The following is a 25,116-nucleotide window of genomic DNA, read 5'->3' as shown; positions in this document are numbered from 1 at the left end:
ATAGGGCTCGCCGCGTTCTACGTCGCGACGGGAGGTTCTACCTCGCGGAGGGCGACGCCGGCGGCGAGCTCGAGGACGCAGAGGGCGGCGAGGCGGACGGTGCGGCCGTCGGGGGCGTCGGCGGTGGCGTCGACCTCGACGACGTCGGCGGAGCGGAGGCGCTCGTCGAGCGCCGCGGCCCGGACGAGGGCGCGCAGTTCCCACGCCGCGATGCCGCCCGGGACGCTCGCGGGGCAGCCCGGGGCGACGGACCGGTCGCACACGTCGACGTCGACGTCGAGGTGCACCGGCCCGCCCGCGGCGCCGGCGATCGCGAGCGCCGCCCGCATGACGTCCTCCGGGCCGCGGCGGCGCAGCTCGTCGACGTGCACGACCGTGATCCCCAGCTCGACCGCGCGTCGCGCGTACTCGGCCGAGTTGGCGAAGTCCGCGATGCCGACCTGCACGACCCGCCGCGGGTCGAGGCCGGCCTCGACCAGGCGGCGCACGGGCGACCCGTTCGACACGCCGTCGCGCAGGTCGTGGTGGGCGTCGAGGGTGACGAGTCCCGCGGTGGCGAGGTCGTCGCCCCACGCGCCGAGCGCCGTCGCGACGGTCACGGAGTTGTCGCCGCCGAGCGCGACGAGCAGGCGCGCGCGCTCCAGGGCGGCGCGGACCGCCGCGCGCGTCCGCGCCTCGCCCTCCGCGCCGTCGGGCTCGTCGACGTCGCCGAGGTCCGCGAACGCGAGGCCTGCAAGGTCGAGGTGCGCAGCCCGGCCCGACGTCGCGCGCCGGCCGGTCCCGCTGGTCCTCGTCCCGTCCGGCCCCGTCAGGGCGGCGGGTCGCACGCGGGCGGAGGGACCGGCGTCGGGCAGGGGGCGGCCGGGGACGAGGGCGGGGCTGAACCGGCGCAGCGCGTCGCGCACGGCGGCGGGGGTCGCGTGCGCGCCGGTGGGGGAGAGCGACGTGCGCCAGGCCGGGACGCCGAGGATCGCGACGTCGACGTCCTCCCCGTCGAGCGGGGTCCAGCCGCCCGCACGGGGCCAGGACGGGTCGTGGGACAGGGGCTGCGCGGCGCTGCTCACGTCCCGACCGTAGCAACGCGCGGTACCGGCCGAGCGGTGCGCGTCAGGACGCGAGGGTCGCGACCAGCGTCGCGAGCCCGAACCCGGACTGGCCGAGGGTCCCGGTCCACAGGCGGTGGTCGGAGACCCACAGCACGACCCCGCCGAGGGTCATGAACCCCGCCGTGTACAGGACGAGGGTCCGACCCTCGTCCACGAGGCCGTTCGCGGCGAGCACGACACCGAGCACCGTCCCGGCGCCGAGGAACATGTTGTAGAACGCGACGTTGAACGCCCACAGCGCGACCTCGGGCGGCGAGAAGCGCTTGCGCAGCAGGAACTGCTGGGCCCAGGGCCGGTGGAAGAAGAAGGCCTCGACGACCCCGACGCCGACGTGCAGCACGCCGGCGGCGACGGCGAGGACCTGGGCGAGCGTGCTCATGGGAGCTCCTCCCGGTCGTGCGGCGCGAACGAGCGGGCGAGGCGGCGGGCGCCGTCACCGTCCAGGTGGGCGAGGGCCGCGGGTCGCCCGGTGAGCAGCAGGAGCAGGGCGGTCATGGTGCCGGTCACCTGCTGGCCCTCGCCGCGCCGCCAGGGCACGTCGGCGGCGACGAGGCGAAACCCGGCGAGTCGCCGCCGGGCGTGGAAGGGGAAGGACACCGCCCACACGCGCTCGGCGGCCTCGCGCGCCGCGAGCGGCGGGGCGGGGAGGTCGATCCCGAGCGCGACGGCGACGTCCTGGGCGTGGACGAGCGCGTCGACGAGGGCGACGCGCGGCGTCGTCCCCGGTGCGAGGTGACGCGACCCGACGCCTGCGCGCAGGGCGGCGAGCACCTCCTCGCGCGGGCGTGCCCCGGCCTCGCGCGTGAGGAGGTCCATCATCCCGTCGAAGCTCGCACGGCCGCGGACGAGCGCTCGCGCGAGCCCGCGGGCCAGAGCCGCGCGCGAGGAGGTGGGGGCGAGGGTGAGGTGCGCGGCGACGTCGTGGACGCGCCATCCCGTGCACAGGCTGGGGCGCTCCCAGTCGGCGGGGTCGAGACCGGCGACGAGGTCCACGAAGGAGGTCCGAGCGGTCGCGACGGCCGCCCACACGTCCTCCTCCGTCATCCAGTAGTCGGGTGCACTCATCGGAGCGCCTCCAGAACTGATACGATGATCTGACTACTTTAGTCAGTCGGGCTGACGATGGTCAACCCCTCGGCACCCCACGGAGGCGTACGTGAGCGAGCAGGGCGAGCTCAACACCGGGCTGCTCCTGTTCATCCCGTACCGCGCGCTCGAGCTGCGGGTCTACACCGCGGTCCGAGAGGCGGGGTTCGACGACGCGACGCCCGCGCAGCTCCGCGTGTTCCAGCGGGTCGGACCGCACGGCACGCGCCTCACGGAGCTCGCCGAGGCGGCCGAGATCACCAAGCAGACCGCGGGGTTCCTCGTCGACCAGCTCGAGGCCGCCGGGTACGTCGAGCGCGTCCCCGACCCTGCCGACCGTCGGGCGCGGCTCGTGCGCGTCACGCCCCGGGGCGAGGCGGCGTCCCGCGTCGCCGCGGCGGAGCTCGCGCGGGTCGAGGCGGAGTGGACCGCGCACCTCGGGGTGCGCGGCATGGCGTCCCTGCGGCGTCAGCTCGCGCGCCTGCGCGAGATCACCGACCCCTGGGGCTAGCTCGAACGGCTCGGCGTCGCCGGTCGCGTGAGGCGCGCCGCGCACCCGTCCCCGAACGACTGGCCCAGCGCCCGATCCTCCACTTGTGTATAGCAAGTGTGCATAACAAAGATCCACGACACGCATCTTTCGACTAGGCGTCGACAAAAGTAGATCCCGAAGGTACGGTCGGGTTTCGTCGGCTGACACGGGCATCCTCGTTCGGTCGCACGTGCAGCCTCAGCGTCGAGCGCTCGCATGCGTCGACCGGCGCGAGCCACGGAGGAGTGCGGCCAGAGACCCTGTGCCTCGCCCTCACGACCAGGCTGCTTGGTTCCCTCAGTGCGTCAAGGAGGACGTTGTGCACAGATTTTCCCCAGGCCACCGAAGGTGGTCCCGCTACGCCGCCGCGGCGGTCTCAGCCGCGATGCTGGTACCGCTGACGGTCGGAGGGGCGTACGCCCACCCCGGGCACGAGGAGGGCGGCGACACCGCCGCTGCCGACGCGGCCGCGCTCGACTGGGACAACTACGAGAAGGTGCTGCTCAGCAAGGACACCGGCGAGCCGATCGACCTCGCCGTCCTGCCCGACTCGCGCGTCCTGCACACGGCCCGCGACGGCGTCGTGCGGCTCACGGACCCGACGACGGGTCTGACGAGCCAGATCGCGCAGCTCGACGTCTACAAGAACTCGGAGGACGGCCTCCAGGGGATCTCCCTGGACCCGGACTTCGAGGAGAACCACTTCGTCTACCTGGTCTACGCGCCCCGCGTGATGGAGGGCACGTCGCCCTCGGGGGTCGACTACCCGGAGACGACGCCGAGCGGCAGCGCGCCGAACTCCCTGCCCGCGGGCGAGGACGAGAGCTACTGGGACCAGTGGCTCGGCTACAACCAGCTCTCCCGCTTCACGTGGGACCCGGCCACCGACGCCATCGACCTGTCCACCGAGCGCGAGATCCTCAAGGTCGACGCGCAGCGCGGGCAGTGCTGCCACGTCGGCGCGGACATCGCGTGGGACGACGAGGGGAACCTGTTCCTCTCGACCGGTGACAACACGCCGGCGAGCGCGCCGGGTGCGGCGGGGTACGCGCCGAACAACAACGCCCCGGGCATGAACCCGGGCTTCGACGACCGTCGTGGCGCGGGCAGCACGAACGACCTGCGCGGCAAGATCCTGCGGATCAACCCGATCGAGGACCTCGCCGCCGGCACCGAGGTCGGTCCGGGGAGCACGTACTCCATCCCGGAGGGCAACCTCTTCGACGACCCGCAGTACGACGACGTCCGCGACCTGGTCCGCGACGAGACCTACGTCATGGGCCTGCGCAACCCGTTCCGCATCGACTACGACGTCGAGTCCGGCGCGCTCGTGTGGGGCGACTACGGCCCCGACGCGGCCACCGCGAACCCCGACCGTGGCCCCATGGGCTACGTCGAGTGGCAGCTCACGACCGAGCCGATGAACGGCGGCTGGCCCTACTGCCACGGGCCCAACGCCAACTACAACGAGTGGGACTACGCGACGTCGACGCCGGGCGACTTCTTCGACTGCGAGGCCGGCGCCGAGAACAACTCGACGTGGAACACCGGCCTGGACGTCCTGCCGCCGGCCACCGCGCCGCAGGTCTACTACGGCGACAACCCGGGCGACCAGCCCGAGGTGCTCGACCCGCTGACCGCGTGGGGCGGCGGCGGCCAGGCCCCCATGGGCGGGCCGATCTTCCGCTCGGCCGACTACCCGGACGCACCGGGCAAGTTCCCTGCGTACTGGGACGGCAAGCCGTTCATGGCGGAGTTCTCCCAGGACTACGTCGCCGCGTTCACGCTCGACGAGCTGACCAGCGCCGGTGAGGTGACGGCCGTGGAGGACTTCCTGCCGAACGCGCACCTCACGAGCGCCGCACAGCCCATCTGGGACAACGTCATGGACTTCGAGTTCGGTCCGGACGGCAACCTGTACGTCCTCGAGTACGGTGACGGCTTCTTCCGCCAGAACCCGGACGCGGGCCTGTACCGCGTGTCCTACAGCGAGGGCAACCAGCACCCGCAGGCGTCCTTCACCGCCAGCGCGGTCTCCAGCAGCGAGGCTCCGCTCGAGGTCACGTTCGACGCCTCGCGGTCGAGCGACCCCGAGGGCGCCGAGCTCACCTACGAGTGGGACTTCGACGGTGACGGCCAGACCGACGCCACCGGCGTGAGGGTCACGCACGAGTTCACCGAGCTCGGGCAGTACGACGTCATCCTGCGGGTCACCGACCCCGAGGGTCTGTTCACGCTCTCGACGAAGCAGATCACCGTCGGCAACACGGCGCCCGAGATCAGCGTCGACGTCGCGGACGGGGCGATCTTCAACTGGGGCGACAAGCTCGAGCTGGGCGTCTCCGTGCACGACGCCGAGGACGGCGACGAGGTCACGTGCACCGACGTGAAGTTCACGTTCGGTCTCGGCCACAACACCCACGCCCACCCGGAGGTCACCGGGACGGCGGCTGCGACGGCAGACGGGTGCGGCATCACGATCCAGACCAACGCGGACGCCGTGGAGCACGGTGAGGGCGAGAAGATCTTCGGCACCCTCGTCGTGACCTACACCGACCAGGCGCAGGGCGACGTCCCGGCCACGACCGGTGAGCTGACGCGCATCTTCAAGCCCGAGGAGCAGCAGGCCGAGTGGTACGACGCGGCCGAGGGCATCGAGGTCGTCGTCGACGAGACCGCCGACGCCGGTGGCTACGTCACGTCCCTCGACGCGGGCGACTCGTTCGCCTACGAGCCCGTGGCCTTCGAGCACGCCCCGTCGGGCGAGGCCATCAACCGCGTGACCGTCCTCGGTCGCGGCGAGGGCACCGTCACGCTGGGCTGGGAGGGCGCCGACGGCACGACCGACGAGTCGCTCGCCGAGCTCCGCTTCGCCAGCGAGGGCTGGACCGACGTCACCCGGACGCTCACCAGCGTGCCGGAGGGCTCGGGCAAGGTCGTCGTGACGAGCACGGGCGGCGTCGACGTCGACAACCTGTTCTTCGGGAAGTCCGTCATCATCCCGGCGGACCAGGTCTCGCTCCAGATGTTCTCGCTGATCCCCTGGGTCACCGCAGACGGCCAGCCGGCCGTGCTCGACCGCCTCGGCGAGATCGGGTTCCAGAACATCGAGCCCTTCGGCGGCAACTACTCCGGCCTGACGGCGGAGCAGTTCCGCGCGCAGGCGGACTCCGCGGGCCTGAGCGTGCCGTCCTCGCACTACAACGTGGGCGAGGCGACCTTCGACGACACGCTCGACTACGTGGCCACGGTGGGGCAGAAGTACGTGGGCTCCGGCGGCTTCCCCAGCCCGGGGATCGGCAGCCTGGAGAACACGCTCGCCACGGCCGAGACGATGAACCGCCTCGGTCAGCGCTCCGTGGAGGCCGGCGTCGGCAAGGTGTTCGGCCACAACCACGACCAGGAGTTCACCACCAAGTACGAGTACGACGGTGAGCTCACCTCGGCGTGGGAGATCCTCGTGGCGGAGACGGACCCCGAGTTCGTGACCTTCGAGCTGGACACGGCGTGGGCCGCCCACGCGGGCGTCGACGTCCCGGCGCTCGTCGAGCAGTACGGCGACCGGATCGAGCTCATGCACATCAAGGACGCCGTCAACCTCAACGCCGGTGGGCGCCCGACGTTCACCAACCTCGGCGACGGCGACATGCCGCTGCAGGAGATCCTGGCCGCCGGTCAGGAGGCGGGTGTCGCGTACTACGTCATGGAGTACGACATGGCCGCCGACGGCGAGTCCTTCGCCACGACCGGGTTCGAGTACCTCACCGGTGAGGCCGCGGGCGGCTCGGAGGAGCCGACCGAGCCGGTCACCATCCCCGTGGACAAGGTCTCGATGCAGCTGTTCTCGCTCAGCTCGTGGAGCCGCCAGATCGGCTGGGAGGGCGTCTACGACCGCCTGGGCGAGATCGGCTTCCAGAACGTCGAGCCCTTCGGTTCGAACTACTCCGGCCTCACGGCCGAGCAGGCTCGGGCCCAGTTCGACGCTGCTGGTCTCCGTGTCCCGTCGTCGCACTACAACGTGAACGAGGGCACCTTCGACGCGACGCTCGCGTACGTCAAGACGATGGGCCAGGAGTACGTGGGCTCGGGCGGCTTCCCGTCCCCGGGCATCGGCGGGGGCCTGGAGAACGTGCTGGCCACGGCCGAGGCCATGGACCGTCTCGGTGCGCGTTCGGTCGCGAACGGCACCGGGAAGCTGTTCGGTCACAACCACGACCAGGAGTTCAACACCAAGTACGAGTACAACGGTGAGCTGACCTCCGCGTGGGAGATTCTCGTGGCGGAGACCGACCCCGAGCTCGTCGCCTTCGAGCTGGACACGGCCTGGGCGGCGAACGCCGGCGTGGACGTGCCCGCGCTGATCGAGGAGCACGCTGACCGCATCGAGCTCCTGCACATCAAGGACGCCACGAACCTCAACGCGGGTAGACGTCCGACGTTCACCAAGCTCGGGGAGGGCGACATGCCCTTGCAGGAGATCCTGCGGGCCGGTCTCGACGCGGACGTGGCGTACTTCGTCATGGAGTACGACGGCTCGCCGGCGAACGACGAGTTCTCCGCCGAGGGCTTCGAGTACCTCACCGGCATCCCCGCCGGTGCAGACACCCCGGAGGTCGACGTGACGGTCGAGCCGCGCTGCCTGGCCGGCAAGACCTACGTCGCGGTCCGTGCGCTCAACGTGGACGACTCCACGCTCGACGTCGCGATCGAGACGCCGTTCGGCAGCAAGACCTTCGCGGACGTGGCCCCGGGCAAGAACGCCTACCAGTCGTTCAGCACCCGTGCCACGGAGATCGAGGCCGGCGAGGTGACCGTCACCGTGACGGACGCCGACGGCGGGACGGACACGGTCACGGCCGGGTACGCCGCGCGGTCGTGCGGCTGACGTGACCCGAGCGCCGGGTGAGACGGGGGTCCGACACCGTCTCACCCGGCGCCACCGGGGCGCCACGTGGGGTGGCGGCCGATGCTGCCCCACTTCTCGGTGGTGGTGTGCCCGTCCGGCAGCGGGCGCACCACCACCCGGACTTGCCGTGCGGGGCGACCGCCCGTGGCGGGCTACGCCTTCTCGGCGTGCACGACGGCGACCGGGTGCGTCGCGTGGTGCAGCACCTGCTGGCTCACGGAGCCCAGGACCATGCCGCGCAGGTCGCCCCGTCCGCGTGAGCCGACGACGGTCAGCGCGGCACCCGCCGCGGCCTCCCGGATGGCGACGGACGGCTCGCGGTCCACGACGAACGTCTCGACGAGGACGTCGTCGTGCTCGGCGGTCCGCACGCGCGCGAGCGCAGCCTCGACGGTGCGCGACGCCTCGGCCCGCGCGTCGCGCTCGGCCGACGTGTAGAACGACGGGTTCTCCTCCCACAGCGGTCCCACGGGTAGCCGCCACGCGCACACCGCGACGACGCGCGACCGGGTGCGGGCCGCCTCGTCGAGCGCGAACCGCAGCGCCGCGTCGCCGTGCACGGAACCGTCGACGCCGACCACGACGTCCGTCGTCCGCTCGCTCCGGTCCACGACGGGTGGCACGACGACGACCGGGACGGGCGAGCGCGCGGCGAGCCGCGTCCCGACGGAGCCGAAGAACATGGAGCCGACCGAGCCCAGGCCGCGCGAGCCGACCACGACGAGGTCGGCGCCCTTCGCCTCGTCGAGCAGCGCCTCCGCGGGCGGGCCGGACCGCAGCGTGGTGCGCACGGGGACCGTGGGGTCGACGTGCGCAGCGCGTTCCGCGGCGGCCGACAGGATGGGCCCGGCGATCTCGCCGAGCTCCTCGACGCTCGGGTAGTAGGCGCCGCCGACGAACGGCGTCGCGACCACCGGGACGTACGCCACGTGGAGCACCCGGAGCTGCGCGTCGCGGCGGGCTGCCTCGCGCACGGCCCAGTCCAGGGCCTTGCCGCTCGTGGTGCTGCCGTCCACGCCGACCAGCACGACCTGCTGCGTCGATCCGCTCACCGTTCCCACCTCGGTCCTGTCGTCCCCTTCGCGGTCGGGCTCCCCGGCCGCCTGCACACCTCCTGGATACTCCTCGACCCGGGGCAGACGCACCGTGCGACGGCCCCGGCCTGCGAGGACCCACGGCTCGAGGTGGCGGGACGAAGGTCCCGCACCTGCGGCGTGACACCGCCGCGCGCGCGAGAATCCCCCTCCGACGGGCTACGTTGAGGGCATGGGCTCTCCCCACCCGATCCGTGTGTTCCTGCTCGACGACCACGAGGTGGTCCGGCGCGGCGTGGCCGCGCTGCTCGAGGCGGCCGGTGACATCACCGTCGTCGGCGAGGCCGGCACCGCCGCCTCCGCGCTCGCGCGCATCAAGGCGACCCGACCCGACGTCGCGATCCTCGACGTGCGCCTGCCCGACGGCTCCGGCGTCGAGGTGTGCCGCGAGGTGCGCTCCGAGCTGCCCGAGGTCGGCTGCCTCATGCTCACGTCGTTCGCCGACGACGAGGCGCTGTTCCAGGCCGTGCTCGCCGGAGCGTCGGGGTACGTGCTCAAGCAGATCCACGGCTCCGACCTCGTCGGCGCGGTCCGCACCGTCGCGGCGGGCGGCTCGCTGCTCGACCCGGCGAGCACCGCGCGCGTGCTCGAGCGCCTGCGCCACGCCGCGGACGAGATCCCGGACCGGCTCGAGGGCCTGTCCCAGCAGGAGCGCCAGATCGTCGCGCTCATCGGCGAGGGGCTGACGAACCGCGAGATCGGCAAGCGCCTCTACCTCGCGGAGAAGACGGTCAAGAACTACGTCTCGCACGTCCTCGCGACGCTCGGCCTCCAGCGGCGCACCCAGGTCGCGGTGCTCGCGACCGAGATGCGCCAGGAGGAGGCGACGCGCCAGGGCGGCACCCCGGGCGCGGGCGCGCCGGCGGGGGACCGGCAGCACGGTGGCCAGCCCTTCCGTCCCTGAGGGCGGCGCCGGGGCGCGTCCCGGCGGGCCCGAGGGCTCGTCACCCGACGGACCGGGGGCCGACGGCGAGGGTCCGGGCGACCGCGCGGCGTTGGGACCTTCGGCTCTCGCCGATCTGACACCGCGGCGCGACGATGTGGAGATGGACACAGTCGAGCGGACCGGGACAGGGGCACCGGTGGCGGGTGCGGGGGCCATGACGGCCGAGCGCCCGCGCGCCTCGGCAGGGCTCTCGGAGCTCACGCCGGAGGAGAGCTACGCGCTCCTCGCGACCGTCCCAGTGGGCAGGATCGTCTACACCGACCACGCGCTGCCGGCGATCCAGCCGGTGAACTTCGTCCTCGACGGGCCGGACGTCGTGTTCCGCACCGCCGAGGGCTCCAAGCTCGCCGTCGCCGCGAGCCGCGCGGTCGTCGCGTTCGAGGTGGACCAGTTCGACGCCGAGGCGCGCTCCGGCTGGTCCGTCGTGCTCGTGGGCCGCACGTTCGAGGTCACCGAGCCGGTGGAGCGGGCACGGCTGCTCGCCCTCCCGCTCGTGACGTTCGTGCCGGGCGTGCGCGACCGCGTCATCAAGGTCGTCCCGCGCATCGTCACGGGGCGGCGGATACTGCGCTGAGGCGGCTACTGCGCTGAAGACGGCCCGCGGGCCGCGTCAGACGAGCGGCACCCACCACTCGAGCCGCGTGCCGCCGTCGGGCAGCGCGGTCGCGGTGCTCGACCCGCCCAGCGCCGCCGCGCGCGCCTGCATGTTCCGCAGCCCCGAGCGGCGCCCGCCGGGCTGGATGCCCACCCCGTCGTCCGTGACGACCAGGCGCGCCTCGTGCGCGGTGACGGACAGGTGCACGACGACGTGGCTCGCCTGCGCGTGCCGCGCCACGTTGGTCAGGGACTCGCCGAGCACGACGACGAGCTGGTCGGCGACCTCGGCGGGCAGGCTCGGGCCGCCGTCGGACACGCCCGCGCCCGACCCCTCGGCCGCGACCTCGACGCTCACCTCCGGCGCGAAGCCCAGGACCGTCGTCGCGGCCTCCGCCTGGGCGCGGAAGCGGTCCTCGATCGACGGCGCGTCCGGGTCGGTCGCCGTGTGCAGGGCGAAGATCGTCGAGCGGATCTGCCGGATCGTCTCGTCGAGGTCGGAGACGGTCTCCTCGATGCGGGTCCGCGCGTTCGGGTCGGCGACGAGCGGCTGCACGCTCATGAGCGTCATCGCGGACGCGAACAGGCGCTGGATCACGACGTCGTGCAGGTCGCGCGCGATGCGGTCGCGGTCCTCGAGCACGCCCACCTGCTTGGCGCGGCCGTAGAGCCGCGCGTTCTCGATCGCGACCCCCGCGGCCGCGGCGAGCGCGATCACGGCCGCCTCGTCCTCCGCCGTGAACTCCGTCGTGGAGTCCTCGCTGCCCGCCCCGCGCACCCGCTTGTCCGTGAGGTAGAGGTTGCCGAACACCGTCTCCCGCACCCGGACCGGGACGCCGAGGAACGTGTGCATGGGCGGGTGGCCCTCGGGGAAGCCCGCCGAGCGGACGTCGTCGGCGATCTCCGGGACGCGGATGGGCTCGGGGTGGTCGATGAGCTCGCCGAGCAGGCCCTCGCCGTGCGGCCAGTGGTCGATCGCGGCGACCTCGTCGTCGGAGAGGCCCAGCGGGATGAACTGCGCGAGGCGCTCGCGCCCCGAGGCGTCGCGCACGCCCAGCGCGCCGTACCGGGCGCCGGTCAGCTCCATCGCCGCCTCGACGATGCGCCGCAGCACCTGCGGGAGGTCGAGGTCGCTCGTCACCGCCACGACGGCGTCCAGCACGCGTTGCCCGACGTCGGTCGGCAGGTCGGTCGTTCCGCTCACCTGACGCAGTCTCCCAGACGCGGGGCCCGGGGCGGCACCCGGAGGCCCGGGGGAGTGACGTGGGCGACACCCCGCGCTATCGTGCGTCCACATCTCGGGACGTCCGTCGCCGTCCTGCCGGTCGCCCGCCGCGGCCGGTGCGGCGCGAGCCGACCGAGGCCGTCGACGCAGGGGGCCGAAGGGACACGGTGCCGCATGCCGACCACCGACCAGAGCGCGGGCCCCGCCACGGCGACCGCGCTCGCCGACCTGCGGGCCGCCGTCGGGCACCTGCACCCCGACGACCCTGCCGAGCTCGTCGCCATCGCCGACGACCTGCGCGCCCTCGGTAGTCCCGCGGCCGCCGTGCCGTTCTACGAGTCGGCCGTCGAGCACGGCGTCCCGGGCGCGGTGTACCGGCTGGGCGTCGCGCACCACGAGGCGGGCGACGCCGCGGAGGCCTTCCGCTGCTTCGAGCTCGCGGGGCTCGCGGGGGACGTCCTCGGGGCGTTCATGGCCGCGCAGGTCGCGACCGAGCGGGGCGACCTGCACGCCGCCCGCCGGTGGTACGAGCAGGCGCAGGACGTCGAGGGCGCCTCCGTCCGGCTCGCGCAGGTGCTCGCCGACCTGGGGGAGCAGGACGCCGCCGCCGACCTCCTCGTCGCCACGTCGGGCGAGAGCTGGGAGGCCGCCGTCGAGCTGGCGCGCAGCGGCGCGCTCGCGGGGGACGACGCCGTGGCCCTCCTCGAGGGCTGGGCGGAGGCGGGCGAGGCGCGCGTCGCGGCGGCGCTGGCCGACCTCTACGTGCGCGCAGGTCGCGGTCTCGACGCGGAGGACCTGCTGGAGCAGGCAGCGCTCGTGGGCGAGCCGACCGCGCGCACGAGCCTCGGCGTCCTGCGGCTGCGGGCCGGCCGGGTCGCCGAGGCGATGACGCTCTGGAGCGAGGCCGCCGCCCAGGGCGACCCCCAGGCGGCGGAGCTGCTCGCGCGCTTCGGCTGAGCACGAGGACACCGCCACGCGGGTGCAGACAGAAAGGCGCCCGGCGGGCGACCCGCTCCGTCGAGCGTCGGTCGCCCTGCCGGGCGCGGAGGGGCGGGACGTGCGGGTGGTCTCCCCACCGCCCGCACGTCCCTCTTCCCCCGGGAGCGACTCCCTGCAGCGACGGCCTCAGAATCGTCGCGCGGTATCGGTCGCCCCGTAGGCCCGCCGCACACGGCGGGCTGTCGGAACCGTCAGACCAGCCAGGCGTTGCGCTGGACGAACGGGATCTTCTTCCACGTCTTGCCGAGGCCGAGCACGCTGCCCGCCCCGAGGAGCGTGAGCGCGATGATCGTCAGGGCCATCGTGATGTGGTCGTCGATGATCGGGTTGGTCACGAGCGGGAGCTCGGCCAGGTACATGAGCAGGAGCAGGAGCGTGCCGCTCACCGAGGCGACCCGCATGCCGATGCCCAGGATGAGGGCGAGCCCGATGCCGAGCAGGCCGACCATGAACAGCACGTCGATGAACGCGTTGCCGGCGAGGCCGCTGAAGAAGCCCGAGAACGTGCCCTCGAGGTTCGACAGGAACCCGGTGGTCGGGCTGTTCCCGTTGATCCACGACCGCTCGGCGGGGGTCGAGAACCCGAGCCCGAACGTCTTGTCGAGGAAGGCCCAGAGGAAGTAGAAGCCGACCACGATCCGCAGGACGCCGAGGACGACCTGCGTGTGTCGCGGAGCGCGCTCCGCGAGGCTGAGGGTCTCCGGCTCGTTGCCTTCGACCGTAGGGAGCGGCGCGTTGGCGTTCCGCTCGATCGTCCCCTTCATCACTGTCCCCTCTCATCGACCCGGCCGGTGCGGTCGGGCTCCTGAGACCAAGCAAACCCCTGTGAAGGAAGGGTGGACGTCAGGCAAAGGTCGCCGCCCCCGGGGACCTAGGTCCCCGGTGAGCAGGGCGTTCCAGCGCTCGTCGGACCTGGCGTCCAGGTCGCTCAGGAGACCGTGGACTCGTCGAGGTCGGCGCGCAGCTCGTCGACGCGCGTGCGCAGGCTCTCGATCGCGTCGCGGACGGCGGCGTCGGCGCCGGAGAGGGAGTCCGCGACCGCGTCGAGCTCGGTGGACGCGTCCTCGAGGGCGGTCTCCGCGTCGGCGAGCCGCTGCTCGGCCTCGGCGCGGGTGTCCTCCGTGGCCGCGGCCGCCTCGTCCGCCGCGGCGCGGGCCTCGTCCGCCGCCTCCTGCGCGGCCGTGACGGCGTCCTCGGCGCGCGTGCGGGCGTCGCCGGACAGCGACCCGAGGTCGTCGGTGAGCGCCCGGACGTCGTCGCCGATCGTCTCGGCCTGCGACCGGGCGTCGTCGAGGAACTGCTGGACCTGGTCCCCGGTGAGGGTGAACTCCGGCACGCTCACCGAGCCGTCCTCCGCGCACCCGGCGAGAGCGAGGGTCGCGACGACGGCCGCGCCGAGCGCGAACGAGCGTGACGTTGACCTGCGGTGACGCGTCGGTGAACTCATGGCGGCATTCTCCCCCGCGAACATGAGACGGGGGTGAGAGCCTCGTGGAGGCGGTGTACGGTAGGCGGACGAGGGCACTGTGGCGTGCAGCACACCGACTGGTGGGCGTGCGCAGCCGTGACGCCGGGCGCGACGTCGCGCCGAACCGGCGTGCGGGACCGCAGGTCCGTGGCAGGGCACGAAGCACGGGAGTGAGCGGTGAGCACCACGGCGGAGCACGAGGGCGCGGCGGACGACGCGCCCCAGATGCCTGAGCCTGCCGCGCCCGCCGCCCTGTCGCCGGCCTTCGCGCGACGCGCTCGCGCCGTCTCCCACGTCCTCATCTCCTCGGCGCTCGCGATCACGCTGGCCGCGGCCCTCGCGGGGAGCGTCGAGCCCCGCCCCGGCGCGTCCTTCTTCGCCGCCGAGGCCGCGACGGCGACGCAGGTCTCGGCGCTCTCGAGCACGCTCGGTGCCGGGCTCGACGAGGACCAGCAGCTCGACGGTGCGATCGAGGTCCTCGCGACCGCGAACGCGCTCGCCGACGGCGAGGTCACGGCTCCCGTGGAGCAGGCGCGCGCCGAGCTCGGCATGCTCCTCGCCACCTACCTCGCCCAGCAGGACGCCGCGCGCCGGGTGCCCGTCCAGGTGGTCCCCGACGGCGGGCTCGACCTCGACGAGTCGCTCGACGACACCGAGGTGCCCGACCTCCCGCAGCCGATCGACCCGGGCGCGCGTTCCGACGACCGGGGCGACCTCGGTACGGACGGGGACGGGACGACCACCCCCGGAGGCCCCGCGCAGCAGCCCGCGTCCGTGGACGCGGCAGGTGACACGGACGCGGTGCGCACCTCCGCGGTCCGCACCGCCCCGAGCCCGAGCCCGACGAGCAGCCCCGACCCCACCGCGTCCCCGAGCCCGAGCGGGTCGCCGAGCCCGAGCGGGTCGCCGAGCCCGTCGCCCTCGAGCGACGCGCCGACGGGACCGACGGTGCCCGGCGGCACCGGGGGCGCCCCGGGAGACCGCACGCTCCCCGAGGACGCCGTGCCCGCCCCCGACGGCGTCGCCCCGGGGGAGCTCGGCGGCACCCAGGGCGACCTGGACGACCCGTCGGCTGACAGCGGTGACGGAGCGCACGCGGAGGACGACGACCACGCCCACGGCGACGTGACGCTCGAGGACGTCGTCGTCTCGGCGACCCACCTCGCGGACCTGCTCGGCACGGACTACTCCCCGGTCGGCGTCGTCCCGGCGGCCGGAGCCACGGCGCTCAAGGGCACGACCCTCGCGGAGCGGCTCGCCGAGGTGGTCGAGAAGTACGCGGGCTCGACCGCGCAGTACCAGAACGGGCGGATCCCGCCCGAGGCGCTGTGCGCGCTCGACTTCGCGCCGGGCAAGACGCTGCGCTGCGACGCGGCGGAGCAGCTCGAGGCGCTCGCCGCGGAGTTCGAGAAGGAGTTCGGGTACGCGCTCAAGATCACCGACGCGTACCGCCCCTACGACGACCAGGTGCGGCTCAAGGCCATCAAGCCCTACCTCGCCGCGGTGCCGGGGACGTCCCAGCACGGCTGGGGCCTGGCCATCGACGTGGGCGGCAACGTCCCGTCGGGGACGTCGCGCGAGTACGTGTGGATGCGGATGCACGGCCCGGACTACGGCTGGGACAACCCCGCCTGGGCGCGGCCGAACGGGTCCAAGCCCGAGCCGTGGCACTTCGAGTTCTTCGCCGCGGGCAAGATGCCGACGCGGTACACGCCGTCCGAGGGCACCACCCCGACGACCCCGCAGAAGCCGTCGACCCCGGGTGCGCCGGCCCCGGCGCCCAAGCCCACGCCGACCGAGCCCACGAAGCCGACCACGCCCACCAAGCCGACCACGCCCACCACCCCGAAGCCGGAGGAGCCCGAGCAGCCCGCGAAGGTCGCCGTGCCGGCCGGCCTCGTCGGCATGACGCGGGCCCAGGCCGAGGCCGCGCTCGCGAAGGCCGGGTTCAAGGTCAGCGTGACGACGCAGGAGGACGCCGCCGCGGCGGGCACCGTGATCGCGGTGAACCCGGGCTCCGGCACCCAGCTCGCGTCGGGGAGCACGGTGACGATCGTCGTGTCGACCGGGCCCGCCGACCCCGAGCCCCCGGTGGACCCCGAGCCGCCGGTCGACCCGGAGCCGACCCCCGACCCCGAGCCGACCGAGGAACCGACCGCCGCGCCGACGTCCGCACCGACCGAGGAGCCCACGGCGGGCGCGACGGAGACGACCGCACCCTGACGCGCGACGTCGCCGGGCCCTGTGCTCAGAGGGCGGTCGCGCTCGCGGCGGCTGCTCGTGCCTCGGGCCCCCGGATATTCGCGTGCGCCGCGGCGGGCGGCCGCGTAGCCTCGTCAGCGATGTGATCCTCACCTGCCCCGACCGCTCCGTCCCGTCGAGCCCGTCGTCGTGGCCCCCGCGCCGTTCCTGGCGCGTGCGCGTGCCACCCGGGCACCTTGGTAGGTGATCGCCCATGGCCCGTTCCACCCCTGTCCTCCGTGCGTCCGACGTCCGCGTGTCCTTCGCGGGCCGCCCCGTGCTGCGGGGCGTCGACCTCGTCGTCGACCCCGGCCACCGCACGGGACTCGTCGGCGAGAACGGCGTCGGCAAGTCCACCCTGCTGCGCGTGCTCGCGGGCACGCTCGCACCTGACGACGGGGCCGTGACCCGGCCCGACGACCTCGGGTTCCTGCACCAGGAGTTTCCCTACCCGCCGTCGACGACCGTGCGTGCGGTCGTCGACGACGCGCTGGCGCGCGTCCGGGCGATCGAGCGCGAGCTCGAGGAGGCGGCGCTCGCCCTCGCGGGACCCGACGGCGCGGGTCCCGTCGCGGGTGCCGACGCGGCGTACACGCGCGCCCTCGACCGGGCCGAGCTCGCGGACGTGTGGGACGCCGACGCGCGCGCCGCGCGCACGCTCGCCGGCCTGGGTCTCGACGTCGACGGCGTCGCCGGCCGCGCGGTCGGCTCGCTCTCGGGCGGGCAGCGGACGCGGCTCGGGCTCGCCGCGCTGCTGGTGCGTCAGCCCGGCGCGCTGCTGCTCGACGAGCCGACGAACCACCTCGACGACGACGCGGCCGAGTTCCTCGCGGCGGCGCTCCGCGCGCTCCCGGGCGCCGTCGTCCTCGCGAGCCACGACCGCGTCTTCCTCGACGAGGTGTGCACCGAGATCCTCGACCTCGACCCGGTGGCCGAGCCGTTGCGGGGCGCCGTGGACGGTGCGTCGCGCCCCGGTGGCGCGGCCACCCTGTACGGCGGCACGTACAGCGACTACCTGGACGCCAAGCGCGTCGAGCGCGCGCGCTGGGAGCAGCGGTTCGAGGCCGAGCAGGCGGAGCTCGCCGAGCTGCGCCGGTCCGTCGCGGTCACCGCGCGCGACGTCTCGAAGAACCGCGAGCGCGGCAACCAGGCGAAGATCCTCTACGACTTCAAGGGGGAGCGCGTCCAGAGCCAGGTGTCGCGGCGCGTGCGCAACGCGCAGCTGCGCCTCGACACCCTCGACCGCGACCAGGTGCGCAAGCCTCCGCCGCCGCTGCGCTTCGCCCCGCCGAGCGGCGGCGCGGTCACCCCCGGCGGGGGCGACGTCGTCGCCTGGGCGCGGGGCGTCGTCGTGCACCGACCGGCGGGTACGGGCGCACCCGGCGAGCGCACCGACCGGCTCGACATGACGGCGTCGGGCGTGCCCTCGATCGAGGTCGCGCGCGGCACACGGCTGCTCGTCACGGGCGCCAATGGCGCGGGGAAGTCGACGCTCCTGCACGTCCTCGCGGGTGACCTCGCCCCCGACGCGGGCACGGTCGGACGGGCGCGCGGGGTGCGCGTCGGGCTGCTGGAGCAGGACGTCCACCTGCACGACGACGACCGCACCCCGCGCGAGCTCCTCGCCCTCGCGCAGGGCTGGGACCCCGCCGACCGGGCGGGTGCGCGCGAGGCCGCCGTGGACGCGCACGGGCTCCTCGCGCCGCGCGACCTCGGGCGCCCGCTCGCCGAGCTGTCGGTCGGCCAGCGGCGCCGCGTCGTGCTCGCGATGCTCGTGACGCAGGCCCCGGACGTGCTGCTCCTCGACGAGCCGACGAACCACGTGTCGCTGACGCTCGCCGGGGAGCTCATGGAGGCCGTCGACGAGTGGCCGGGTGCCGTCGTCGTCGCGTCGCACGACCGGTGGCTGCGACAGCGCTGGACGGGCGACGTCGTGCACCTCGCGTGAGCCCCTGCCCGGTCAGCGCCCCACGCGTCCCCGGACCCGTGGGGCGCTGACACCTCGCTGGGCCTGTCCGGCGCAGGGTGTCTAGGGTCAGTGGGTGGACGTCGAGCAGACCGGTGCCGCGGCACCGGACAACGCGTGGAAGCAGGTGGTCGCGTCGCTCGCGGACGCGGGGCGGCTGGAGGTGCTCGCGCGCGTCGTGACGGAGGGACCGGCGGAGGCCGTGCTCTCGACCGACGAGCGGCGGCGGCTCGCGCCGCTCCTCGCCGCCGGGGTGGTCGTGCGCGACGACGCCGGGTTCCTGCGCGCCGCGCCCGAGCGGTTCGCCGCACTCCTCGCGTCGGCGCCCACGCCCCGGCCCACGGGCCCCGAGCGGTTCCTCGTCGACGGACGCCTGCTGCGCCCGCCCAAGCGCCTGCGCGACCGCGAGCTCGTCGTGCGGTTCCTCGCGGCGCAGGTGCTGCCCCTGGAGGAGCCCGTCACCGAGCTCACGCTGACCAAGCGGCTCGCCGCCTGCGCGGCGGACCCGGTGTCGCTGCGCCGCGCGATGGTCGACGCCGGCCTCGTGCACCGCACGCGCGACGGCGCCGAGTACTGGCGCACGGTCGTCACGGAGTTCGACGACGTCTGACGCACCGGCCGCCGCCCGTGGGTCGTGCGTCGGACGTGGCGGCTAGGGTCGGTTCCCATGAGCAGCGAGCGCGCCCTGGCGGCGCTGGAGGCGTCGGGCATCGACTACACCGTCACGCGGCACGGGCGGGTGGGGTCGCTCGAGGAGGCCGCCGCAGCCCGGGGCGTGGACCCGGCGCGCGTCCTCAAGACGATCGTCGTGCGGCGTGCCGAGGACGACTACCTGTTCGTGCTCGTCCCGGGTGACCGCCAGATCTCCTGGCCCAAGCTGCGCTCGCTCCTCGGCGTCTCGCGCCTGTCGATGCCGGACAAGGAGGTCGCGCGCGACGTCACGGGCTACGAGCGGGGCACGATCACGCCGTTCGGCTCGACGCACGCCTGGCCGGTCGTGGCGGACGTCCGGGTCGTGGCGGGACCGGGGGCGAGCGACGACGTCGACGTCGCGGGGGACGAGGGCGCGGAGCCCGACGCCGCGGCGCGCCTCGTGTCGATCGGCGGCGGCGCGCACGGCGTCGCCGCGACGGTGGACGGGCGGGCGCTCGTCGGCGCCCTGGGCGCGCAGGTCGCGGACGTCACGGAGCCGCTGTAGCGCGCACGACCGCTCGTGGCGCGCCAGTTGTGTGGGTTCGGGAAAGGTCGAGGACCACCCCCTCGAGGGCTGGTGCGGGCCGCGCGTCGGGTGCAGACTCGTTCTGCTCCGGTCACGGTCGCCCGGCGCGACCCGTCGCCCGACGGCGGCGCGTGCGACCGTACGGAGCCTCGCGGGGGCGCGCGGGGAACAGGCCGTCACCACCGGACGTTGTCCGGAGGGGCGGCCGACAGCACGCAGGACGACTCGAGAGAGACGGTGAGCGGGAACCGTGGACACAGGCAGCGCGATCGACCGGACGAGCGGGATCGTCTACGCCCCGGCGGACGGCGGCGTGGTCGTGACGATGTGGGGAGAGATCGACGCGGCGCTGCGCGACCGTGCGAGCGAGGCGATGTCCTACGTGCTGGACACGCGCGGGCGCGTGGTGGTCGACGTCGCCGACGTGACCTTCATCGACTCGTCGGGCATCGCGTTCATCATCCAGCTCTACATGCTCGGTGAGGAGGACGGCCGCGACGTGGTGCTCCGCGATCCGTCGACGAGCATCGTCGAGCTGCTCGAGATGATCGGCATGGGCGGCCGGATCCCGGTCGAGCGGAGCGGCGCGACGACCGGCCCCATCGAGGTCGTCGGGGCGGTCTGACTCAGACCGACCCGTACGGCGGGTCGTCGTGGCGGGGAGGCGGCGCGTCCTGGGTGCCGGAACCGCGGGGAGGGTTCTGCGCCGGGAGCTTCTGGCGCAGCGCCGCCCAGTAGAGCCCGGTGAACATGGCGCCCACGACGGCGATGGGCACGAGCGCGTCCTTGAACCACAGCGCGGAGCACGCCAGGAGCGCCCCGTACACCATCGGGACCGCGAGGTCGAGGGTGCGTCGGTCCATGGGTCCTCCGTCGGTCGGGCGCCCGCGCGGGCGCCGTGCGGCTCGACACTACCGGGGAGCTGACCCGTGCCCCGGCGCCCCGCCGCAGGTCGGACCGCACCGCCGTCGGTCCTTCGGCCTGTGGGACGCGGTCGGTACGGTGCGGTCATGCGCATCCTGCACACGTCCGACTGGCACCTCGGGCGCACGCTGCACGGGGTCGACCTGCTGGAGCACCAGGCCGCGCACCTCGACCACCTCGTCGAGCTGACCCGCACGGAGGGCGTCGATGCCGTCGTCGTCGCGGGAGACGTGTACGACCGCGCCATCCCGCCGGTCGACGCCGTCTCGCTCCTGTCCGACACGGTGACGCGGCTCGCGGAGCACGCGCACGTCGTCGTCACGCCGGGCAACCACGACTCCGCGGTCCGGCTCGGGTTCGGGGACCGCGTGATGCGTCCGGGCGTGCACCTGCGCGCGCGGCTGTCCGACGTCGGGACGCCTGTCGTCCTCGCGCCGCGCTGCGGGAGCGGTGCGGGTGACGCACCGCTGCTCGTCTACGCCCTGCCGTACCTCGACCCGGACACGGCGCGCCACGTGCTGGCCGACGACGCCGGGCTGCTCGGCGCGGAACCGGGCGCGGCCGCGCGCACCGGGGGTGCGCGGACACCGCTCGTGCGGTCGCACGAGGCGGTCATGGGAGCCGCGATGCGGCGTGTCGGGGCCGACCTCGCGTGCCGCCGCGCGCAGGATCCGGTCGCACGGGCCGTCGTCGTCGGTCACGCGTTCGTGGTCGGCGGGCTCGCGTCGGAGTCGGAGCGGGACATCCGCGTGGGTGGGGTCGACGCCGTTCCCGCGGCAACGTTCGGGGGGTGGGGGATCGACTACGTCGCGCTCGGGCACCTGCACGGGCCGCAGCGCGTCACCGTGCCTGACGTTTCACGTGAAACCGCAGGTCACGCCAGCGGGACGGTGACCGTCGCGCGCTACTCGGGGTCGCCGCTCGCGTTCTCCTTCTCGGAGCTGCACCAGCGCAAGTCGACGGCGCTCGTCGACCTGGACCTCCTGGGCGCCGGCGGAGACCCGGACGCGGCGGTCGAGCTCGTCCCCGCACCGGTGCCGCGCCGCCTCGCGGAGGTCACGGGGACGCTCGACGACCTGCTCGGGGCGGCCGGCGAGCAGCACACCGACGACTGGCTGCGGGTGGTCGTGACGGACGCCGTGCGACCCGCGGAGCTCTACGCGCGCGTCCGGGCCCGCTTCCCGCACGCGCTCCAGGTGACCCACCGACCGCCGCGCGTCGCCGAGCGGGAGGTCGTGACCGCCGTCGGGCCGGGGCGCGACCCGCTCGACGTCGCGCGGGACTTCGTCGAGCACGTGGCGGGCCACGCGCCGAGCGACGCGGAGGTCGCCGTGCTGCGCGAGGCGTTCGAGCTCGCGCTGGCGGAGGAGCGGAGCGCCTGATGCACCTGCACTCGCTGACCTTCCAGGCGATCGGACCGTTCGCGGGCCTGCATCGTGTCGACCTCGCGTCCCTCGGCGCGTCGGGGATCTTCCTGCTCGACGGGCCCACGGGCGCGGGCAAGTCGACGGTCATCGACGCGATCGTCTTCGCGCTGTACGGCAAGGTCGCCTCCGACGCGGCGAGCGACGACCGCCTCCGCTCGGCGTTCGCGGCACCGGAGGTCGAGTCGTTCGTTGACCTCGTGCTGGAGGTCCCGTCGGGCGTGTACCGCGTACGCCGGACGCCCGAGTACCGCCGGCCCAAGAAGCGCGGCACCGGCACGACGACCCAGCAGGCGTCGGTGCGGCTCTGGCGCCTGGCAGGCGTGCCGTCCGCCGAGGCCGTCGCGGGGGTCGACGGCCCGCCCGGCGAGCTGCTCTCGGCGCGTCTCGACGAGGCCGGCGACGAGATCCGCCGGATCGTCGGGCTCGACCGTCGCCAGCTCGTGCAGACCGTCGTGCTGCCGCAGGGCGAGTTCGCGACGTTCTTGCGCGCGAAGCCCGAGGACCGGGCCGTGCTGCTCCAGAAGGTCTTCGGCACCGAGCTCTACCACCGGGCGGCGGTGCGGCTCGCCGAGCTCGCGCGCGCGGCGCGGGCACGGTCGGACGGCGCGCGCCAGGGCGTGCGCGGCGCGGTCGAGCGGTTCACCGGGGCGGCGGGGCTCGTGCCCGACGACGCCCGGCGGCTGCGCGTGGCCGCGCAGGACGACGCGCGCCTGCGGCGGGCCGACGAGGCCGACGTCGCACGGGCGGTGGCGGACGCCGCTCGGGGTGCGGCGGACGTCGCTCCGGCGGCGGCCTACCTCGCTCGGGGTGCGACGGAGGCGGCGAGGCCGACAGGCTTCGACGCCGCGGACACCGCGCCGTCGTCCCCGACGTCCCTCGACGACGGACGGATCGCGGGGATGGAACCCGCCGCGACCGGTGCGGCGAGCGAGGGCGCCCCGGTCGTGGGCGTGCACGCACTCGCCCTCGCGCGCGTCGCGGGGCTGGACGCCGAGGCGGAGGCGCTGGCCGAGCGCGAGGTCGCGGTCAACGCGACCCTCGTCGCAGCGCGCGACCGGCTCGACGCCGAGCGGGCGGTCGCCGACGCCGTGGACCGCCGGGCACGGCTGCGTGCCGAGGAGGCCCGCCTCGCGGAGGAGGAGCCCGGGGTCGCCGACGACCGCCTTCGCGTCGACGCCGCGACCCGTGCGGCGGTCGTCGCCCCCGCGGCGCAGGGCCTCGTCCGCGCGGAGCAGCTCCTCGCCGCTGCGCGGGAGCGGCTCGCGCTCGCCCGGACAGGCGCGCCCGCGCCCCTCGCCGACGCCGACCCGACCACGCTCGAGGCGCTGCGCGCCGACGTCGCGACGGCCGGGGTGCGCGTGACCCGCCTGCTCCCCGTCGGTGCCTCGCTCCCGGCCCGCGACCGTGCGGTCGCCGACGGCCGCAAGAACGTCACGCAGGCGGACGAGGAGCGAGCGCGCACTCTCGACGAGCTCGCCGTGCGCCCGGCGCGCCGTGAGGAGCTGCGCCTGCGGCTGGCGTCGCTCGCGGAGACGGCCGGGACGCTCGGGGCCCGCCAGGAGCGGGCGCTGCGGGCGCGTGCGGTCGAGGGGGCGGCGCGGCAGGCGGCGACGCTCGCCGCGGAGGAGGGGGCGGCCCGTGCCGCGCGCACGGAGGCAGCGACGGCCGCGCGCGCCGCGGTCGAGCAGGAGGCGCGGGTCCGGGCGGCCCGCATCGCCGGCCTCGCAGGCGAGCTCGCCGCCGGCCTCGCCGAGGGGTCCCCGTGCCCGGTGTGCGGCGGCACGGACCACCCGGCGCCGGCGTCGCTCGCGGACGACCACCCCACGGCGCAGGATGTCGAGGAGGTCGAGCACGGCCGGGCCGAGGCGGAGCGGGTGCTCCACGACGCCTCCGCGCGGGTCGAGGTCCTCGCGGAGCGGCTGGCTGCGCGCCGTCGGGACGCCGAGGGCCTGACGCCGCACGAGGCGGCGGAGCGGGTCGCCGAGGTCGACGCGCTGGTCGAGGGCGCCCGCGTGGCGGCGCACGAGCGGGCGGACGCCGAGCAGGAGCTCGACGCCCTCGACGCCGCCACGCTCGCCCTCCAGGAGCGGGCCGCCGCGCTCGCGGAGACGATCGCCGGCACGACGGCCCGGCTGGAGGAGCTCGCGGCGACGCTCGACGCCGACCGGGCCGAGATCCGTGCGGAGGTCGCCGCGGCCGGACCGCTGGTGGAGCTGGCGGACCTGCCCGACGCCCTCGCCGACGAGGGCGGGACTCGGAACCCGGTCGCCGTCCTCGCCGCGGCGCTCGACGACCGGCTCCGCACGATCGACGCGCTCGCCGACGCGGGCGCCGCGGTCGCCACCGCGGGGAGGGCCGTCGCCGAGCGCGCGGCCGAGCTCGGCGCGCTCGTTCACCGGTCGGGGTTCGTGGACGCCCGCGACGCGCTCGCCGCCGTCCTCGACGAGCCGGACCGTCGGGCGCTCGCGCGGCGCGTCGCCGAGCACGAGGCGGCGCGTGCCGCCACCACCGCCGGGCTCGCCGACCCCGCCCTCGCGGACCTGCCCGAGGACGTGCGCCCCGACGTCCCCGCGGCGCGGGCCGCGGTCGCGGAGGCCGAGGCGACGGCCCGGGCGGCGGGCCGTCGGCACGAGCTCGTGGCCCGCCAGGCACAGGCCGCGCGGGTGGCCGCGGAGGGGATCGGGGCGGCGGCGGACGACTGGGACCGGGCCCGCGACGCGGCCGGGCCGGTCGCGCGCATGGCCGCGCTGGCGTCCGGCTCCGGCGACAACGCGCACGCGCTCACGCTCGCGACGTTCGTCCTCGTCCAGCGGTTCGAGGACGTCGTCGCCGCGGCGAACGAGCGCCTCGCCGAGATGTCGTCCGGCCGGTACGAGCTCGTGCGCAGCGCGACGCGCGAGGACGTGCGCGCGCACAAGCGTGGGCTCGCGATGAAGGTCCTCGACCACGTCACCGAGCGCGAGCGCGACCCGCGGACGCTGTCCGGCGGCGAGACGTTCTACGTGTCCCTGTGCCTGGCCCTGGGCCTCGCGGACGTCGTCACCGCGGAGGCGGGCGGGGTCGAGCTGGGGATGCTGTTCGTCGACGAGGGCTTCGGCAGCCTGGACCCCGAGACGCTCGACGCCGTGCTCGCGGCTCTCGGTCGGCTCCGGGCGGGCGGGCGCGTCGTGGGTGTCGTGTCGCACGTGGAGGCGCTCAAGCAGTCCATCGCGGAACGCATCGAGGTGCGGCGCGTGCCCGGAGGCGGGAGCACGCTGACCGTGCGAGCGTGAGGACGGCGGTGCACCAGGGGCGCCGGTCGGGAGACGCCGGCCGGCGGTGCCGAGCGGAGAACGCCGGCCGGACGCGCCGACGACCGGTCGAGGCGACCGGTGCAGCGGCCG

At 74.9% G+C, this 25,116-nt stretch carries 20 protein-coding genes; 12 read left to right on the top strand and 8 right to left on the bottom strand.

Annotation, left to right across the window (positions count from 1 at the left end; translation table 11 throughout):
- Positions 1-17: 17 nt before the first annotated feature.
- From ACFVN3_RS01570 to ACFVN3_RS01560, 3 genes are read right to left on the bottom strand one after another with little or no spacing between them, the layout of a single operon-like run.
- Positions 18-1,064 carry an arginase family protein gene (locus ACFVN3_RS01570; protein ID WP_378229864.1) on the bottom strand — a complete coding sequence of 349 codons (1,047 nt, stop codon included), beginning with the start codon at positions 1,062-1,064 and terminating at the stop codon, positions 18-20.
- A gap of 43 nt (positions 1,065-1,107) precedes the next feature.
- Entirely contained in the window at positions 1,108-1,485 is a 378-nt protein-coding gene (locus tag ACFVN3_RS01565; protein ID WP_378229862.1) for a DUF1304 family protein, read from the bottom strand.
- Positions 1,482-2,171, bottom strand: a complete 690-nt coding sequence (locus ACFVN3_RS01560) for a maleylpyruvate isomerase family mycothiol-dependent enzyme (RefSeq protein WP_378229860.1) — start codon at positions 2,169-2,171, stop codon at positions 1,482-1,484. Before ACFVN3_RS01560 ends, ACFVN3_RS01565 begins: the two co-directional genes overlap by 4 nt.
- A gap of 91 nt (positions 2,172-2,262) precedes the next feature.
- On the opposite strand from ACFVN3_RS01560, the gene ACFVN3_RS01555 reads away from it, so the two are divergent.
- Together ACFVN3_RS01555 and ACFVN3_RS01550 are read left to right on the top strand one after the other, a co-directional pair.
- Entirely contained in the window at positions 2,263-2,703 is a 441-nt protein-coding gene (locus tag ACFVN3_RS01555) for a MarR family winged helix-turn-helix transcriptional regulator (RefSeq protein ID WP_378229858.1), read from the top strand.
- 406 nt (positions 2,704-3,109) lie between these two features.
- The gene (locus tag ACFVN3_RS01550) at positions 3,110-7,609 is read left to right on the top strand and encodes a TIM barrel protein (protein ID WP_378229856.1); all 4,500 of its coding nucleotides are present in this window, start codon (positions 3,110-3,112) and stop codon (positions 7,607-7,609) included.
- A gap of 173 nt (positions 7,610-7,782) precedes the next feature.
- On the opposite strand, the gene ACFVN3_RS01545 is transcribed toward ACFVN3_RS01550, so the two are convergent.
- A complete protein-coding gene (locus tag ACFVN3_RS01545) occupies positions 7,783-8,682 on the bottom strand; it encodes a universal stress protein (RefSeq protein ID WP_378229854.1) in 900 nt (299 codons plus the stop codon).
- Positions 8,683-8,896: 214 nt separating this feature from the next.
- On the opposite strand from ACFVN3_RS01545, the gene ACFVN3_RS01540 reads away from it, so the two are divergent.
- Both ACFVN3_RS01540 and ACFVN3_RS01535 read left to right on the top strand, forming a co-directional pair.
- Complete coding sequence (locus ACFVN3_RS01540; protein WP_082379792.1) at positions 8,897-9,628, top strand: response regulator transcription factor; 732 nt, start codon at positions 8,897-8,899, stop codon at positions 9,626-9,628.
- A gap of 142 nt (positions 9,629-9,770) precedes the next feature.
- Positions 9,771-10,244, top strand: a complete 474-nt coding sequence (locus ACFVN3_RS01535) for a pyridoxamine 5'-phosphate oxidase family protein (protein WP_204538192.1) — start codon at positions 9,771-9,773, stop codon at positions 10,242-10,244.
- A gap of 36 nt (positions 10,245-10,280) precedes the next feature.
- Here ACFVN3_RS01535 and ACFVN3_RS01530 read toward each other — a convergent pair whose 3' ends face one another.
- Entirely contained in the window at positions 10,281-11,468 is a 1,188-nt protein-coding gene (locus ACFVN3_RS01530; protein ID WP_378229851.1) for a GAF domain-containing sensor histidine kinase, read from the bottom strand.
- A gap of 195 nt (positions 11,469-11,663) precedes the next feature.
- Here ACFVN3_RS01530 and ACFVN3_RS01525 point away from each other — a divergent pair, with 195 nt between their 5' ends.
- Positions 11,664-12,446: a tetratricopeptide repeat protein gene (locus ACFVN3_RS01525; protein WP_378229849.1), complete on the top strand. Its 783-nt coding sequence runs from the start codon at positions 11,664-11,666 to the stop codon at positions 12,444-12,446.
- A 233-nt stretch (positions 12,447-12,679) separates the two neighbouring features.
- Here ACFVN3_RS01525 and ACFVN3_RS01520 read toward each other — a convergent pair whose 3' ends face one another.
- Both ACFVN3_RS01520 and ACFVN3_RS01515 read right to left on the bottom strand, forming a co-directional pair.
- The gene (locus tag ACFVN3_RS01520; RefSeq protein WP_378229847.1) at positions 12,680-13,252 is read right to left on the bottom strand and encodes a hypothetical protein; all 573 of its coding nucleotides are present in this window, start codon (positions 13,250-13,252) and stop codon (positions 12,680-12,682) included.
- Positions 13,253-13,416: 164 nt separating this feature from the next.
- Positions 13,417-13,935, bottom strand: a complete 519-nt coding sequence (locus ACFVN3_RS01515) for a hypothetical protein (RefSeq protein ID WP_378229845.1) — start codon at positions 13,933-13,935, stop codon at positions 13,417-13,419.
- A 198-nt stretch (positions 13,936-14,133) separates the two neighbouring features.
- Here ACFVN3_RS01515 and ACFVN3_RS01510 point away from each other — a divergent pair, with 198 nt between their 5' ends.
- From ACFVN3_RS01510 to ACFVN3_RS01490, 5 genes are all read left to right on the top strand, one after another.
- A complete protein-coding gene (locus ACFVN3_RS01510; RefSeq protein ID WP_378229843.1) occupies positions 14,134-16,179 on the top strand; it encodes a PASTA domain-containing protein in 2,046 nt (681 codons plus the stop codon).
- A 232-nt stretch (positions 16,180-16,411) separates the two neighbouring features.
- The gene (locus ACFVN3_RS01505; RefSeq protein WP_378229841.1) at positions 16,412-18,145 is read left to right on the top strand and encodes an ABC-F family ATP-binding cassette domain-containing protein; all 1,734 of its coding nucleotides are present in this window, start codon (positions 16,412-16,414) and stop codon (positions 18,143-18,145) included.
- A 94-nt stretch (positions 18,146-18,239) separates the two neighbouring features.
- Positions 18,240-18,773, top strand: a complete 534-nt coding sequence (locus ACFVN3_RS01500; RefSeq protein WP_378229839.1) for a DUF2087 domain-containing protein — start codon at positions 18,240-18,242, stop codon at positions 18,771-18,773.
- Positions 18,774-18,830: 57 nt separating this feature from the next.
- Complete coding sequence (locus tag ACFVN3_RS01495; RefSeq protein ID WP_378229837.1) at positions 18,831-19,361, top strand: aminoacyl-tRNA deacylase; 531 nt, start codon at positions 18,831-18,833, stop codon at positions 19,359-19,361.
- 271 nt (positions 19,362-19,632) lie between these two features.
- Positions 19,633-20,007, top strand: a complete 375-nt coding sequence (locus ACFVN3_RS01490; RefSeq protein ID WP_231581660.1) for an STAS domain-containing protein — start codon at positions 19,633-19,635, stop codon at positions 20,005-20,007.
- A gap of 1 nt (position 20,008) precedes the next feature.
- Here the strand turns inward: ACFVN3_RS01490 and ACFVN3_RS01485 are convergent, their stop codons facing one another.
- On the bottom strand, positions 20,009-20,245 hold the full coding sequence (locus ACFVN3_RS01485; RefSeq protein WP_378229835.1) for a hypothetical protein: 237 nt from the start codon (positions 20,243-20,245) through the stop codon (positions 20,009-20,011).
- A gap of 147 nt (positions 20,246-20,392) precedes the next feature.
- On the opposite strand from ACFVN3_RS01485, the gene ACFVN3_RS01480 reads away from it, so the two are divergent.
- Together ACFVN3_RS01480 and ACFVN3_RS01475 are read left to right on the top strand one after the other, a co-directional pair.
- Entirely contained in the window at positions 20,393-21,688 is a 1,296-nt protein-coding gene (locus ACFVN3_RS01480; protein WP_378229833.1) for an exonuclease SbcCD subunit D, read from the top strand.
- Positions 21,688-25,005 carry an AAA family ATPase gene (locus ACFVN3_RS01475; RefSeq protein ID WP_378229831.1) on the top strand — a complete coding sequence of 1,106 codons (3,318 nt, stop codon included), beginning with the start codon at positions 21,688-21,690 and terminating at the stop codon, positions 25,003-25,005. Before ACFVN3_RS01480 ends, ACFVN3_RS01475 begins: the two co-directional genes overlap by 1 nt.
- Positions 25,006-25,116 lie beyond the last annotated feature (111 nt).

Source organism: Cellulosimicrobium sp. NPDC057862, from assembly GCF_042797035.1.
Taxonomy (GTDB): Bacteria; Actinomycetota; Actinomycetes; order Actinomycetales; family Cellulomonadaceae; genus Cellulosimicrobium.
The sequence above is the reverse complement of the archived record's forward strand: the minus strand, read 5'-3'. Positions and strand labels throughout refer to the sequence as shown.

What these genes read in the sequence shown, in the direction of transcription:
- ACFVN3_RS01540 (WP_082379792.1), top strand. Translation starts at nt 8,897, where the DNA reads ATGGGCTCTCCCCACCCGATCCGTGTGTTCCTGCTCGACGACCACGAG.
- ACFVN3_RS01535 (WP_204538192.1), top strand. Translation starts at nt 9,771, where the DNA reads ATGGACACAGTCGAGCGGACCGGGACAGGGGCACCGGTGGCGGGTGCG.
- ACFVN3_RS01550 (WP_378229856.1), top strand. Translation starts at nt 3,110, where the DNA reads ATGCTGGTACCGCTGACGGTCGGAGGGGCGTACGCCCACCCCGGGCAC.
- ACFVN3_RS01480 (WP_378229833.1), top strand. Translation starts at nt 20,393, where the DNA reads ATGCGCATCCTGCACACGTCCGACTGGCACCTCGGGCGCACGCTGCAC.
- ACFVN3_RS01475 (WP_378229831.1), top strand. Translation starts at nt 21,688, where the DNA reads ATGCACCTGCACTCGCTGACCTTCCAGGCGATCGGACCGTTCGCGGGC.
- ACFVN3_RS01505 (WP_378229841.1), top strand. Translation starts at nt 16,412, where the DNA reads ATGGCCCGTTCCACCCCTGTCCTCCGTGCGTCCGACGTCCGCGTGTCC.
- ACFVN3_RS01525 (WP_378229849.1), top strand. Translation starts at nt 11,664, where the DNA reads ATGCCGACCACCGACCAGAGCGCGGGCCCCGCCACGGCGACCGCGCTC.
- ACFVN3_RS01515 (WP_378229845.1), bottom strand. Translation starts at nt 13,935, where the DNA reads ATGAGTTCACCGACGCGTCACCGCAGGTCAACGTCACGCTCGTTCGCG.
- ACFVN3_RS01495 (WP_378229837.1), top strand. Translation starts at nt 18,831, where the DNA reads ATGAGCAGCGAGCGCGCCCTGGCGGCGCTGGAGGCGTCGGGCATCGAC.
- ACFVN3_RS01520 (WP_378229847.1), bottom strand. Translation starts at nt 13,252, where the DNA reads ATGAAGGGGACGATCGAGCGGAACGCCAACGCGCCGCTCCCTACGGTC.
- ACFVN3_RS01560 (WP_378229860.1), bottom strand. Translation starts at nt 2,171, where the DNA reads ATGAGTGCACCCGACTACTGGATGACGGAGGAGGACGTGTGGGCGGCC.
- ACFVN3_RS01565 (WP_378229862.1), bottom strand. Translation starts at nt 1,485, where the DNA reads ATGAGCACGCTCGCCCAGGTCCTCGCCGTCGCCGCCGGCGTGCTGCAC.
- ACFVN3_RS01485 (WP_378229835.1), bottom strand. Translation starts at nt 20,245, where the DNA reads ATGGACCGACGCACCCTCGACCTCGCGGTCCCGATGGTGTACGGGGCG.